Here is a 13,764-nt window from a genome sequence, read left to right as displayed (position 1 = left end):
GACGTTTTCCGCATCGTCCCGGTACGCCCATGGCCAAAAGCGCGAACCTGAATTTCGTCCTCATCTGCGTGTTCGTCGACATGCTCGGCATCGGCCTGATCGTGCCCGTGCTGCCGAGCCTCGTGGGCGAATTCGTCGACAACCGCGCGCAGCAGGCGCTGTGGTACGGCGTGCTGGGCGCCACGTTCGGGCTGATGCAATTCCTGTTCATGCCGATGGTGGGCGCGCTGTCCGACCGCATCGGCCGCCGCCCCGTGCTGCTGTATTCGATGGGCGGCATGTGCATCAACTTCCTCGCGACCGCCTGGGCACCGAACCTCGCCTGCCTGTTCATCGGGCGCGTGATCGGCGGGGCGTCGTCGGCCAGCATGTCCGTCGCGTCCGCGTACGCATCGGACGTGTCCACGCCGGAGAACCGCGCGAAAAGCTTCGGCAAGATCGGCGCCGCGTTCGGCTTCGGCTTCATCTGCGGGCCGATCCTCGGCGGCCTGCTGGGCAATATGGGATTGCACCTGCCGTTCTACGTGGCGGCCGCGCTGTCCGCCGCGAACTTCGTCTACGGTTACTTTGCCGTGCCGGAATCGCTGCCGCGCGAACGCCGCGCGGCGTTCCAGTGGTCGCGCATCAACCCGTTCGGCTCCCTGCTGCGCCTCGTGCGCCGCACGGACATCCGCGGCCTGATCACCGTCTACACGCTCGTCGCCTTCGCGCAAATGATGCTGCAGTCGACGTGGGTCCTGTTCACGACGTTCCGCTTCGACTGGACGCCGCGCGACAACGGCATCGCCCTGTTCTGCGTGGGCGTGTGCTCGATCGTCGTGCAGGCCGGGCTGCTCGCGCCGCTGATCCGGCGCTTCGGCGAAGTGCGGCTGTCGCTGATCGGCCTCGCGTCCGGCGCCGTCACCTACTTCCTGTACGCGATCGCGACGCACGGCTGGATGATGTACGTCTTCATCCTCTGCAACCTGCTGTCGTTCGCCGCGGGACCGGCGCTGCAGGGCATCCTGTCGAAATCGTCGTCCAACCGCGAACAGGGAGAACTGATGGGCTCCCTGCAATCGATCAGCAGCGTCGGCCTCGTCGTCTCGCCGCTCGTCGGCACCCTGCTGCTGGGCGCCGCGAGCCATCTGCCGCCGCAGGACTGGCGCGTCGGCGGGCCATTCTTCCTGTGCGCGGCCATGCAGGCGGCCGCGCTGCTCGTCGCGCACCGCTACTTCCGCCGCCACGGCATTCCCGAGACGGCACCGGCCGCCGAGCAGGCGTGACGCCATTCGTGCTGGGCGCCGTGCTGGGCGCGGCGCTGCTGCACGCGAGCTGGAACACGCTGCTCAAGCGGCGCGGCGAGCCGCTACTCGCGACCGTGCTCGTGGTGGCGGGGTCGGCCTGCGTTGCCATTTTGCTGCTCCCCTTCCTGCCGGCACCGGCGCGGGCGAGCTGGCCGTTCATCGCGGCGTCGGGCGTCGTCCAGGCGGCCTATTTCCTGCTGCTCATCGAGACCTACCGCGACGGCCAGGTCAGCCACGCCTACCCGCTGATGCGCGGCTGCGCGCCGCTGCTCGTCGCCATCGTCAACGGGCCGCTGACGGGCGACCTACTGAGCCCCGGCCAGTGGGTCGCCATGCTGCTGATCTGCGGCGGCGTGCTGGGGCTATGGCTCGCCGCGCCGGCCACCGGTGCGCGCCGCACGACCGTGTTCGCGCTGCTGACGGCCGGCGTCATCGCGGCCTGTACGCTGATCGACGGCCAGGGCGTGCGGCTCTCCGGCGCGCCGGCCGCGTACACGCTGTGGATCTTCCTGCTGACGGGCGCCTGGGTATGCGCCTGGACGGCCCGCGGCCGCGTGGGCGCGCTCGTGGCGTTCGCGCGCGCGAATCCGCTGGTGGCGCCGCTGGGCGGCCTCGCGTCGGTCGGGTCGTACGGCATCGCGCTATGGGCGATGACGCGCGCGCCGGTCGCCGCCGTCGCCGCGCTGCGCGAGACGTCGATCCTGTTCGCGACCGCGATCGCCGCCTTCATCCTGCGCGAACCCATCGGCCGCGCACGGCTGGCGGCCGTCACCCTGATCGCGTGCGGTGCGGTCGCGATGCGGCTGGCCTGACCCTATTGTCGAGGCGTCGCAACGACGGTCACCACGGACATGGGCCGCGCATGCACGGACAACCTGGCGCCGCATGATGCGGGTTTCGAGGTCGCGAGGCTGTCTTCTGCCCGGGTCATATAGGTCTTGCATGTCATCGTGCCGCGTTTTGCATCCGGCAGCCGGATGTCCAGCATCCGCGACACGATACCTGGATTGACGGCCACGATGACGACTTCATGCGTTTCCGGATTTTCAGCCACCAGCGCATCCGGGTTATCGGATTTCAGGAACCGAAAGCCCGGCCTGATGAATCTCGTGAAATTGGCAAACGCCCAGAATTTCTTCGTGATCTGATAGTCCGGTCGCTCCAGGTTTGAAAAATCAGCCTTGATCAATCCCCAGTTCGAGCTGTTCTTTGGATCGGACGACCTGTTTTCGATGGCTTGCCACAGGACCCAGGCGCGGGGATTCATGCTGTTGATGTCGGTAACGATCTGCTGCGCGAGCGCGATGGCTGGGCGCATGTCGTTGATGTCTTCCCGCACATTGCTGGGCGATAGATCGACTTCCGACATCCATAACCGTTTGCCGGACGTTTCCGCAATATCCCGCACCCCACTCTTTCCGATCCATTCGTAGGTATGGACGTTGAGTTGCCGGATGACGCTTTTCGCATCGGGTGACAGGCCGGCCCAATCGACGAAAAACGTCTGGGGATTGGTTTCATCCGGCCCGGATATCTCCGTCTTCATGCCGTATTCGGTCAAGACCTTGGCCAGCGCAATGAACATGCGCGACTGCGCTTCCGGCGACCAATGTGCGCCTTCCTGTTTATTGGTGGAGAACCAATAAGGCGTATTCGGCTCGTTGACCGGAGACAGCGTCCTGAATCGGATACCATGCCGCCGCTCGAGCTCCGCCGTGACGCGCGCGAGATATTTAGCAAATTGCGTTTCGAATCCCGGACGAAGGTTGTTCTCCAACCCATTGACGTTGCCGGAAACGAGCCCGCTGCGGGTCATGAAATACGGCGGCGAGTTCGAAAACGCCTCGAGGATCAGATCTCGCGGCGTGACCCGCGCTTTGATGGCATCGAGCCACCAGCGCTGCCCGGCATCCGCGGACCAGTCCCAGGCATCGTCGGCGTCCGGATTCCACCCATCCGGCTTGCGCCAGAATCCGGGAATGTCTCCACCGGGCCGCAAATACGATGGTGTCCCGGGCGCATTGCCGCCACCAATATTGTATCGCGCAATATTCAGTGCAAGACCGTCCCGCCCATAGAGCAAATCGGCCAACCGGGTGCGCTGCGGCTCGGCGAATTTCCCGGTCACATGGGCAAACCAGGCAAGCGCGGTTCCCCAACCTTCAAACGGTGGCGCCGGATGCCGCCAGTCGACGTTGATCGCGACGGCAACCGGCGCCGGCTTTTCGTCGGCATGTTCGGCATGGGCGCCGCTTGCCAGGACACCCAATCCGATGACAACCATGTAGCGCAGTACCTTGCGAAACCTCATTCAGCGATTCTCCATGGTCGAGGTCAGCTTGTGTTCCTTGATGTAGGCGGCGTGATCCGGCAACCTCGACACGATTTTCTTGAAGTTGCGCTCCAGATTGCCGTATGCATTCGCGAGCATGGCGTCGTCTTGCAGGACCATGGTCGGCATATAGGTTCTTGGTCGAATACCCTGCCCCAACAGGACGGCATGCCATGACGTACTTTGGAACAGTTCTTCGGCAGCAAGGTTCAGTTGTCCACGCTCACGGAACAGCGCAATTCTTTCCTGCAGACTGTCCGGGATCTGCATGGCTTTTACGTAGCGCCATAATGCCGAGTCGTCACGTTCCGTAGCGTGGTAATGCAGGATGAGGAAATCCCTGACGTTTTCGACTTCCCGGCTCGCCTCCTTGTTGAAAGCCTGTGCGCACACCGGAGACAAGCCGGCATCCGGAAAATAGCGGATGAGCCGCTGGATGCTGGATTGAATGAAATGAATGCTGGTCGACTCCAGCGGCTCCAGGAACCCGCTGGCAAGCCCGATGGCGACCACGTTCCTGGTCCACGGCGTCCTGCGCCTTCCTGCCGTGAACTTGATGCGGTTGATCGGCGCGAGCGGCTCCCCTTCCAATCCATCCAGCAGACACCGCTCTGCCGCTTCATCCGTGGCGAATTCGCTCGAATACACCACACCGTTACCAACGCGATGTTGCAAAGGTATCCGCCATTGCCAGCCGAAAGGTCTGGCGGTGGAAATCGTGTAGGGCGTCAGTGCCAGCTTTTGTTCACAAGGCACCGCACAGGCGCGATTCATCGGCAACCAACGCGACCAGTCTTCATACTCGACACCCAGCGCCTGCCCGAGAAGCATGGCGCGCACGCCGGAGCAGTCGATGAACAAGTCACCCGGCACAAGCTCGCCCGACTTGAGCTTCAGGCCTGTGATATACCCGTTTTCGGGGTTGCGTTCCGCCGTCAGCATGTCGCCGATCTTGTGGGCCACCCCGCGCGCCAGGCAAACCCCCTTCAGGTATGTCGCATAGCGGCCGGCGTCGAAATGATAGGCGGACTGGAGATGCTGCAGCGGATCGCCCGGCCGTTCGGACGCAGGCGCAAATACGTTATGTCGCGCTGCCAGGGTGCATAGCGAGAACTCGGAGAAGTCCGACACTTGCCCCTTCTCCTTCAAACGCAGCCAGTACTGGAAGAAGTAGCCGATGTCGCGTTCCACCCCGTACGCACCGAAAGGGTGGAAATATGTCGAACTCTCGCTGCGCCAGCCGCGAAATTCGATACCGAGTTTGAACGTCGCCCCGGTGGCGCGTATGAACTCGGCTTCATCGATGCCGATCAGTTGATGAAACGCGCGGATCGGCGGAATCGTCGCCTCGCCCACGCCCACCGTGCCGATGGCGTCCGATTCCACCAGGACGATCTCGACGGCGTGCCCAAACGTGTGGGACAACGCGGCCGCCGTCATCCATCCGGCGGTACCGCCGCCGAGGATGACAACCTTCCCAATCCATCTATCCTTGTCCATCCTGTCCCCTTTGGATCGCGTGCACAAAAAGCGCGCCGCGGAAAGACCCGCGGCGCGTTCGCTCATGTCGGCGTTAGAAGCTTGCCTTCAGGGACACGCTGTATCGACGATCGTTAAGTTGCCACAACAAACCGCCCGACGACCGCTCGACATACGTGTGGTACATCGAGTTCCTCAGATTCACGGCGTCCGCCGACAGCGTGAAGATCTTGTTGATCTGGTAGCTCACCGACGCATCGAGCGACGAATACGGCGCCGCATACTGGTTCGCACCGAACACACCGCTGCCGTTGATCTGGTCGAGGTAGGAGGAACGCCAGTTGTACGCAAGACGCGCCTGTAACGGTCCTTTTTCATAGAGGCCGATCAGGTTGTAGCTGTTCTTGGACAACTTCGGCAACGGAATGAGGGTCCCGGGCTTGAGCTCGACTTTCGAATCGACATAAGTGTAGTTGGCCTGTATGCCGAATCCCTTGAACGGGTCGGGAAGGAAATCAAAGAACTGGGTAAAGCCGGCTTCGATGCCTTTTACCGAGCCCTTGCCGAGATTGATGCTGGTGCCGATATCGTAGATGACGCCACCGAAGTTCATTGGTTCCGTGCCGCCGGCCAGGTAACCGTCGATATCCTTCTTGAACAAACCCAGGAACGCCGTATTGGACGTCCCCCAATAGTCTTCCAACGTCAAATCGTAGGACGTCGCCGTCATCGGTTTCAGGTACGGGTTACCGGAACTGCCCGTCGGACGGCCGTTGGCGTCGTACTGCGAAGGAATGTTCGGATTCAGCTGGACATGGGCGGCCATGTCGGTAAAGTTTGGCCGCGTCATCGTCTTGCTGTAGCCGAAGCGGACTTGCACATCCTCGTTCAGGTGCAGGCGTGTATTGAGGCTCGGGAGGAAATTCCGGTAGCTGTTATTGAGCGTGGCGGCGCGTGACCCGGTGCTGTCCTGGACATAGCCGATCGACGTCTGGTCGGTCTTCACGACGCGCATACCGGCGGTACCGTCGAGGTCGTAACCGAATACGCTTGTACCGAAGTCACCCGTGACAAAGAACGACCGCGTCTTTTCGTGTTGTTCATTGATATCGCCCGGCCGGAACGACGTATCGAACGTATAAGTATTTGGCTTTCCGGCGAATAACTGCGCATACGTCGCGACGGTTCGGTCGAGAACGCTCGAGTTGGGATTGGCGTACTCCGGGAACACGGCAACAGGCCAACCAATACCCGGCTGCATGAAATTGCTGGCCGGCCCGGCGTAGGCGAGATCCGGATGTTGCGCAACCGGAATCAGCGGGCAGGCACCCCAGCTGGGGTTGGTGCCCGTATCGTTACAGACACCGGTGTTGTTCCAGTTACCCCGCAACAGCACCTTGGTATCGGCTGCGCGGATGCCGACGTGCAGTTTGGTAAAGAAATGATCGCCGAGGTCGTAGTCGAAATCCTGGCTGAGCGCCGACATCTTCAGCTTGTGACGATCGACCGCATTGGCGAGCCACTCATAATACCAATTCTTCGGATTGCCGAAGTAGGCGTAAGGATTGCCCGGATTGGCTGGATCGACAATCGAAAATGTGGGGATCCTGCCACGCACGTCGAAGGCGAGATTCAGGTTGGGGATATTCGCGACGCTTCTGTTTTCATTGTCGTAAAGCTTGATGGAGTCGCCATTGCGGTCGGCGTCGTAGTTGGCACGTTCATACGCGAAATCGGTCTTCGACTTGAGCCTGTCCGAAATGCGCCACTTGACGTTCACCGCGGACAGGTTCGTGCGATTGCGAACATCCTGGTCGAACCGGGAAGATGAAAAAATTTGCGGCGACAACGTGCCGCTCGTGGCGCTGCCATCCGGCGCCCACGTCCATGTGGAACCCGCCGCTGCGTGCGGGTCGTTGTTCTTGTCGTCGCCGTAGATGTATTCGCCGCGACGGATGAACGTGTAGTTCGAATAGAGATTTTGTGCCGTGAGGAGAACGTCGCTGTTCACCTGCCACTGGTAGGCGAGCGCCAGGCCCTGGCGCTTTCGCTCCCCCGAGTCCTCGTACATCTCGAAGGATGTCGGCACATAGAGTTCCGAGAGAGACCCCTTGTTCGGCATCGAATTGTAGGCCGCAACCTTGGCCGCCGAGGGCGGTTGCGCCGCGTCGGTCGCACATTTCCCTGCCGTTGCGGTCAGGCAGTGCTGCTGCTGTTGAAGAACGGCGTCCTGGCGATAGTAGGTCTTGCTCGCCGTGGCATTCACCAGGAAGCCCATGCGGCCGAAATCCGTCTTGAACTGGCGGCTCAACAGGCCCGAACCCGACGGTGAATACTTGCGTATCCGGTCGTAGTAATTGGACTTGAGCGTAATGACGTTGATGTCTTCTTTCGAATCGAATGGCAGTCGCGTGCGAATGTTGACCACGCCGCCGACACCGCCTTCGATGAGGTTGGACGCTGCATTCTTGTAGACGTCGACCCCGGCCATGAGTTCGGAAGGCAGCCCTTCCAGGTCCGGTGCCCGCCCGCCGTTGGCCGTAAAGAAGTCGCGTCCGTCGATCAGGTTACGGACCTGGGTAATGCCGCGGATCGTGATCGCGGGCTCGGTGCGATGGTCGTAATCGGTGCCACCCTCGCCATAGCGGCGCTGGATCTGGACGCCGGCGACCCGCTGCAGCGACTCGACCGTACTCACGTCCGGCAGTTTGCCGATATCGGTTGCCTGGATCGAGTCGACGATCTGATTGGCGTCCTGCTTGAGATCGCGCGCCGACTTCAGCGCCGCGCGCTGACCGGTGACGATGACGGTGCTCGGGGCGCTCGTGTCCCCGCTTGCACTCGCCGTGGCCGCCTCCTGCGCATGCGCGGCCATCGGCCCTGCCACGAGAAGCGCGCAAGCGTTGGCCACCATCGTCTTTTTAATCGTTTTTACATTTCCGTTTCGCACAGCAAATATCTCCTTATAGTAATTTTTGGGCATTGCCTTGTATGCTGCCGGCTCGTTTGGATCCCATTCCAGCCGGCGGGAATGTCGCGTAAGTCATCGCACTGAACCATCGGAGCAGCGCGACAACGTTGTCGCATACATACAATGTTACGAGAAAAGATTGGCAGCAATCCTATGCGGATTTTGTATGGTGGTATAACGATTGCGGATAGATTGGGATAGGCGTCCGGCTCGGCGTGGCCGGGCCGGTGCGCGATGCTGCGGCGCGTCGATGCGGGATCAGAACTTCATTTCGAGCGTCGCGCGCACGCTGCGGTACAGCGGCGTGATGGTGCGCGTCGACTGCGTGCCGTTGCCGGCCAGGACGTAGCTGCTTTCGCTGATGGTGTCCTGCGCGAGCAGATTCGCGGTGGCGACGCGCAGTTGCAGCTTCGGGTCGAATTTCCACAGCGTGTACAGGTCGAGGTCGCGGCGCACGGACTGGTAGCTGATCTGGTTCGCCGACACGCGCACCTGGCCGCCGTTCTTGAACACGTACGAGCCGCCCACGGTCAGCGGTCCGCGCTTGTAATCGGCACCCAGCGTGGCCGAGACGGGCGTCTGCGCGTCCAGGCGGTTGTTCGGACCCGGCACGGAATCGACGGTCGACCAGTTGCGCGACAGGCTCGCGCGCAGGTCCAGCGCCTCCCTCGTGTCGATCAGGGCCTTCAGCGGGAATTTCGCCTCCAGTTCCACGCCGTGCGTGCGCGCCTGGCCCGCGTTGGACGGCGTCGACACCCAGCGCGTGCCGTCGAACAGCACCTGGTTGCGCGTGTAGTCGTCGATGCGCCGGCTCGATACGCTCGCCGACAACAGCGCGCCCTCGGCCCAGTAATGCTCGTACGACGCGTCGATGCCCAGCGCCAGCTCGGGCTTCAGGTTCGGGTTGCCGATGAAATCCGGTTCCGTCTGGCTGTTGTTGACGGACGTGAAGCGGTGCGGGATGAGACTCTGCAGGCCCGGCGCCTTGTACGTGCGCGTGACGGCGAACCGGACTTGATCGGCCTTCGTGCCGGGCAGCTTGTACAGCGTCTGCATCAGCGGGCTCCACACGGTCGAACGCGAGTGCGCCGTCGCGAACGTGTTCCCTTCGGTTCGCGTCTGGATGCCTTCCCAGCGCGCGCCCAGGTACACGGACCAGCGCGGCGTCACGTTCCACTCGTCCTGCGTGTAGACCGCCAGCCGGGCGACATGGGCATTGTAGATCTCGTCGCCGCCGGGCAGCGCGACGTCGGGCCGGAAATAGTCGCGGTCGCGCCGGGCATCGTCGCGCGTCGAATAGCCGCCGTCCCAGCCGAACGCAAGCGCATGGCCTTCCCAGCTGGCGCTCGTGTATTTCCCCATCGAGCTGATGCCGCGGTCCGTGCCGGCCGAGAAAATCACCTCGTGCAGCGCGGGCGACGCCGGGTTGCCGCTGCCGGTGCGATAGGTCGCGTTGGCGAGGGCCCCGTACAGGCCGCTCAGCTTGGCATCCAGCTTGCCGCCGCCCGCGAACTTGTGCACCCAGTTCAGCTCTTCGCGTAAGAAGCGGTTGTCGTTACTCATCGTCTGGTCCAGCGCCGGATACGCCGGGAGCGGGCCGAGCCGGGTCGACAAACGTCCCTCGGACGCGTTCTGGAACCGGTTGATGTTGAAGAACGCCTGCGACGTCAGCGTGTCGCCGTTGGCGAAGCTCCAGTTCAGGCGCGGGCCCAGGTTGAAGGCCGTGAACCGGGCGGCGTCGGACTGGCCGCCCAGGCGCAGGCCGTCGAGATGGCCCGCCGTGTCGAGATGCCGTTCAACGGTCGCCGGCTCGCGCCAGAAGTGCGAGCGCGACAGGTTTGCCGACAGCGAATACGACAGCTTGCCGAGGCGGTCCGACAGCTGCAGGTTCACGGACGGGTTCGCCACGTCGTGCCCGTGGCCATAGCCCGCCTTCAGTTCGCGCTGCGCCGTTTTCACCGTCTTCTTGAGGACGATGTTGATGGTGCCGGCGATCGACTGCGTGGAGAATTCCGCGCTGGCCGCGCGCAGCACTTCGATGCGTTCGATGACGTCCGGCGCCAGCGAATCGATGGAAAACCCGGCCGGCGCGCGCTCGCCGTTGAGCAGCACCTGCGTGTACCCGCTGCCGAGCCCGCGCATGCGGATCTCGCCGCCGCGTCCGCCTCCCGTCCCGCTGACGGTGACGCCCGGCACGCGCTTCAGCACGTCGAGCACGCTCGTGTCGCCGTACTTGACGATCTCGTCGTGATTGACGACGATCTTGCTGGCGGTGTCGTCGCGGCGCGGATCATAGGCGTCGGCCGCGCCCTTGACCTCGACTTGCTGGATCCTGTCGTCCTTCGCAAGCGGTGCCGACGATTGCTGGGCGTGAGCGACGCTCGCGGCGCCGATGGCGGCGGCGAGCAAGGTGAGGCGGAATGGCGTTTTCACGGTATGCATGTCAGAATGGCAAAATAGGCGGCCGCCATTGTCCGTCAGATCATCGGCTTTTTGTTGCTTTTGCGTAAATATTTTTGATATGCATTACCGTTGGCTCGTGCCGCTATAATGGCGCGTCTTCATATCGAGGTTTACCGTGTCCGATCGCCTGAAAGTCCTGCCCCAGTATCTGTTGCCGAAACGGCGCCTCACGACGTTTGCCGGCCGCGTGGCCGGTGCCAATGGCGGTACGGTGACGACGCGGCTGATCCGCTGGTTCGTCGCGAAGTACGGCGTGAACATGCAGGAGGCCGAGAATCCGGACATCACCAGCTACAAGAGCTTCAACGAATTCTTCACCCGTCCGCTGAAAGCCGGCGTGCGTCCGCTGGCCGCCGCCGATTTCGTCTGCCCCGTCGACGGCGCCATCAGCCAGTTCGGCGCGATCGACGATCATCACATCCTGCAAGCCAAGGGCCACCGCTTCACGACGACGGAACTGGTCGGCGGCGACGCGTCCCTCGCCAAGCAGTTCCAGCACGGCTGCTTCGCCAACCTGTACCTGTCGCCGAAGGATTACCACCGCCTGCACATGCCGTGCGACGGCAGGCTGACCCGGATGATCTACGTGCCGGGCGCCCTGTTCTCCGTGAACCCGACGACGGCGCGCGGCGTGCCGAACCTGTTCGCGCGCAACGAGCGCGTCGTGTGCGTGTTCGAATCGCCGGAACACGGCCCGTTCGTGCTGGTGCTGGTGGGCGCGACGATCGTCGGCAGCATGGCGACCGTGTGGCACGGCGTCGTCAACCCGCCCCGCATGCAGAAGGTGACGGAGTGGACCTATGATGACCGCGACATCGTCCTCAAGAAGGGCGAAGAGATGGGGCGTTTCCTGCTCGGCTCGACGATCGTCATGCTGTTCCGCCCCGACACGATCCGCTTCAACCCGGACTGGGCGCCGGAACGCGCCGTGCGCCTGGGCGAATTGATGGGTAACCGGCCGGCCTGATTGTACTGACAAGTTTTTCGTGGCAGCATGGACGCCTTATTTCATGGAGGCAAGCCATGCAGGACACCCTTACCGTCGCCGGCGCCCAGCAGGACATGCGCACGGCTTACCTGGGCGGCGCGCCCGGCCTGTTCGTGTCGGGCACCGTGTGGACCATCGCGGGTCTCGTCTGCCTGTGGAAGTCGCCGCACGACGCCGTCTGGGCCCTGTACGTGGGCGGCGTGCTGATTCATCCCGTGTCCTCCCTGCTGACCCGCCTGCTGGGGCGCTCCGGCAAGCACGCCGCGGGCAATCCGTTCGGCATGCTCGCCTTCGCGACGACGATCTGGATGATCATGATGCTCGCCCTCGCCTACGGCATCGCCCTGTGGCGCATCGAGCTGTTCTTCCCCGCGATGCTGTTCGTCATCGGCGGGCGCTACCTGACGTTCGCCACGGTATTCGGCACGAAGCTGTTCTGGGTGTGCGGCGCCGTGCTGGCGCTGGCGGGCTACGGCCTGGCCGCCCTGCATGCGGCGCCGGCGGCGGGCGCGTTCGCCGGCGGCGCCATCGAGATCGTGTTCGGCATCATCGTGCTGGCTGCGCTGCGCGCCACGAAGGACACGCTGCGCGTATCGGCCTGACGCTTATTCGGACTTGTTCCGGTCCTTGCAGAACACCTCGTCCAGCATATCGAGGAACGCCCGCGTCTTCGCGGGCATCAGCCGGCGGCCGGGGAACACGGCCCAGCCCGTCGAGCCGGGCAAATCCCAGTCCGGCAGCACGCGCACCAGTTCTCCCTTCCTGACGTGCTTGGCCACGATGAAATCCGTGCTCGCCGCGATGCCGGCCCCGCTGCTCGCGATCTTCGCCAGCAACTGCGGCGAATTGGCGGTCAGGCGCGCCGTCAGCTCCTTTTCCCAGCGCACCTTGCCCCGTTGCAGAATCCACGGCACGGCACCGCCCGATCGGCTGAGGATGCACAGCAGGTCGTGCTGCAGCAGATCGTCCGGATGCTCCGGCAAGCCCCGCCGTGCGAGGTAGGACGGCGCCGCGTACAGGCCGAACTGCTGGATGGCGACGCGGCGCGCGGCCAGCGTGGAGTCCTCGGGCAGGTCGCCCATGCGGATCGCGATATCGAAATTTTCCGCGACGAGGTCCACGCGCCGCGGCGACAGGTCCAGTTCGAGCGACACGGCCGGATAGCGGTCCATGAATTGCGGAATCATGTCGGCCATGACGACGTTGGCGAAATCCTGGGGCATCGAGATGCGCAGCTTGCCGCTGGGCGCGGCCTGGCGGTGCTGGGCCAGCGCCCCGGCCGCCTCCACCTCTTCCGCCACCTTGCGCGCGTGTTCCAGCAGGCTCGCGCCGAATTCCGTCAGCATCAGGCGCCGCGTCGTCCGCTGCAGCAGGCGCTCGCCCACGCTCGCCTCCAGCATCGCGATGCGGCGCGATACGGTCGACTTCGGCAAATCGAGGCGCTGCGCGGCCATGCTGAAACTGCCAGCCTCGACGATGCGCGCGAACAGCAGCAGGTCGTTCGGTTCGACGTCCATAGATGGGATTGTTCCACTAGTTGAATAATGTTATCCATTCTACCGTCTAGCGCACGATATTTGGAACCGCTAAAGTGTCCATATCGAAACGCAAACCAAGGAAGACACCATGAACATCCTGCAGATCAATTCCAGCCTGCGCGGCACCCAATCCGAATCGACCCGCGTGGCCAATGCGATCGTCGCCAAAGTGGCCGCCGCCAATCCGGGCGCGACCGTCACCGTGCGCGACCTGGGCGCGAACCCGCATCCGGTGCTGGACGAAGCGGCGCTGGGCGCCCTGTTCACCCCGGCCGACCAGCGCACCGCCGACCAGGCTGCCCGCGTGGCCCTGGACGACGCGCTGATCGCCGAAGCGCAGGCCGCCGACGTGATCGTGCTCGGCGCCCCGATGTACAACTTCGGCATGCCGATCCAGCTGAAAGCCTGGTTCGACGCCATCGCCCGCGCCGGCGTGACCTTCCGCTACACGGAGAACGGTCCGGAAGGCCTGCTGAAGAACAAGAAGGTGTACGTGGCCACGGCCCGCGGCGGCATCTACCCGCTCGATGCCGACCCGCAAGTCCCGCACATCCGCATGCTGCTGAACTTCCTGGGCCTGACGGACCACCAGTTCATCTACTCGGCGGGCCTGGCGATGGGTCCGGAAGCGGCAGCGAAAGGCCAGGCAGAAGCGGACGCCGCAGTCGCAGCACTGGCATAAACCATCACAGCGTCAAGGAGAGATC

Annotated in this window: 10 protein-coding genes; 5 read left to right on the top strand and 5 right to left on the bottom strand. The window is 63.5% G+C overall.

Annotation, left to right across the window (positions count from 1 at the left end; translation table 11 throughout):
- Positions 1 to 29 precede the first annotated feature (29 nt).
- Positions 30 to 1,265, top strand: coding sequence for an MFS transporter (locus ASD28_RS18930; protein WP_056131522.1), 1,236 nt, complete (start codon positions 30 to 32; stop codon positions 1,263 to 1,265).
- Positions 1,262 to 2,098 (top strand): EamA family transporter, encoded by an 837-nt coding sequence (locus ASD28_RS18925; RefSeq protein WP_056131520.1) that lies wholly within the window; start codon positions 1,262 to 1,264, stop codon positions 2,096 to 2,098. The genes ASD28_RS18930 and ASD28_RS18925 overlap by 4 nt, the downstream gene beginning before the upstream one ends.
- Before the next feature lie 2 nt (positions 2,099 to 2,100).
- On the opposite strand, the gene ASD28_RS18920 is transcribed toward ASD28_RS18925, so the two are convergent.
- The 4 genes from ASD28_RS18920 to ASD28_RS18905 form a co-directional block, all read right to left on the bottom strand.
- The gene (locus ASD28_RS18920; RefSeq protein ID WP_200948848.1) at positions 2,101 to 3,597 is read right to left on the bottom strand and encodes a glycoside hydrolase; all 1,497 of its coding nucleotides are present in this window, start codon (positions 3,595 to 3,597) and stop codon (positions 2,101 to 2,103) included.
- The gene (locus ASD28_RS18915) at positions 3,598 to 5,184 is read right to left on the bottom strand and encodes a tryptophan halogenase family protein (RefSeq protein ID WP_200948849.1); all 1,587 of its coding nucleotides are present in this window, start codon (positions 5,182 to 5,184) and stop codon (positions 3,598 to 3,600) included. It lies immediately after the preceding gene.
- A gap of 7 nt (positions 5,185 to 5,191) precedes the next feature.
- Positions 5,192 to 8,080 carry a TonB-dependent receptor gene (locus ASD28_RS18910; RefSeq protein ID WP_082577286.1) on the bottom strand — a complete coding sequence of 963 codons (2,889 nt, stop codon included), beginning with the start codon at positions 8,078 to 8,080 and terminating at the stop codon, positions 5,192 to 5,194.
- A 246-nt stretch (positions 8,081 to 8,326) separates the two neighbouring features.
- The gene (locus tag ASD28_RS18905) at positions 8,327 to 10,501 is read right to left on the bottom strand and encodes a TonB-dependent receptor domain-containing protein (RefSeq protein ID WP_229412128.1); all 2,175 of its coding nucleotides are present in this window, start codon (positions 10,499 to 10,501) and stop codon (positions 8,327 to 8,329) included.
- A gap of 145 nt (positions 10,502 to 10,646) precedes the next feature.
- On the opposite strand from ASD28_RS18905, the gene asd reads away from it, so the two are divergent.
- Both asd and ASD28_RS18895 read left to right on the top strand, forming a co-directional pair.
- Positions 10,647 to 11,498, top strand: a complete 852-nt coding sequence (gene asd, locus ASD28_RS18900; protein WP_056131513.1) for an archaetidylserine decarboxylase — start codon at positions 10,647 to 10,649, stop codon at positions 11,496 to 11,498.
- Positions 11,499 to 11,554: 56 nt separating this feature from the next.
- The gene (locus ASD28_RS18895; protein WP_056131509.1) at positions 11,555 to 12,121 is read left to right on the top strand and encodes a hypothetical protein; all 567 of its coding nucleotides are present in this window, start codon (positions 11,555 to 11,557) and stop codon (positions 12,119 to 12,121) included.
- A 3-nt stretch (positions 12,122 to 12,124) separates the two neighbouring features.
- On the opposite strand, the gene ASD28_RS18890 is transcribed toward ASD28_RS18895, so the two are convergent.
- A complete protein-coding gene (locus ASD28_RS18890) occupies positions 12,125 to 13,036 on the bottom strand; it encodes a LysR family transcriptional regulator (RefSeq protein WP_056131507.1) in 912 nt (303 codons plus the stop codon).
- A gap of 109 nt (positions 13,037 to 13,145) precedes the next feature.
- Here ASD28_RS18890 and ASD28_RS18885 point away from each other — a divergent pair, with 109 nt between their 5' ends.
- Entirely contained in the window at positions 13,146 to 13,739 is a 594-nt protein-coding gene (locus tag ASD28_RS18885; protein ID WP_056131504.1) for an FMN-dependent NADH-azoreductase, read from the top strand.
- The last annotated feature ends 25 nt before the right edge of the window (positions 13,740 to 13,764 follow it).

Origin of the sequence: Massilia sp. Root133 (assembly GCF_001426525.1) — a bacterium.
Taxonomy (GTDB): domain Bacteria; phylum Pseudomonadota; class Gammaproteobacteria; order Burkholderiales; family Burkholderiaceae_D; genus Telluria; species Telluria orientalis.
The sequence above is the reverse complement of the archived record's forward strand: the minus strand, read 5'-3'. Positions and strand labels throughout refer to the sequence as shown.

Bases quoted from the DNA above. Each gene is read 5' to 3' on its own strand.
- ASD28_RS18930 (WP_056131522.1), top strand. From the start codon at position 30: ATGGCCAAAAGCGCGAACCTGAATTTCGTCCTCATCTGCGTGTTCGTC.
- ASD28_RS18920 (WP_200948848.1), bottom strand. From the start codon at position 3,597: ATGAGGTTTCGCAAGGTACTGCGCTACATGGTTGTCATCGGATTGGGT.
- ASD28_RS18915 (WP_200948849.1), bottom strand. From the start codon at position 5,184: ATGAGCGAACGCGCCGCGGGTCTTTCCGCGGCGCGCTTTTTGTGCACG.
- ASD28_RS18910 (WP_082577286.1), bottom strand. From the start codon at position 8,080: ATGCCCAAAAATTACTATAAGGAGATATTTGCTGTGCGAAACGGAAAT.
- ASD28_RS18895 (WP_056131509.1), top strand. From the start codon at position 11,555: ATGCAGGACACCCTTACCGTCGCCGGCGCCCAGCAGGACATGCGCACG.
- ASD28_RS18890 (WP_056131507.1), bottom strand. From the start codon at position 13,036: ATGGACGTCGAACCGAACGACCTGCTGCTGTTCGCGCGCATCGTCGAG.
- ASD28_RS18885 (WP_056131504.1), top strand. From the start codon at position 13,146: ATGAACATCCTGCAGATCAATTCCAGCCTGCGCGGCACCCAATCCGAA.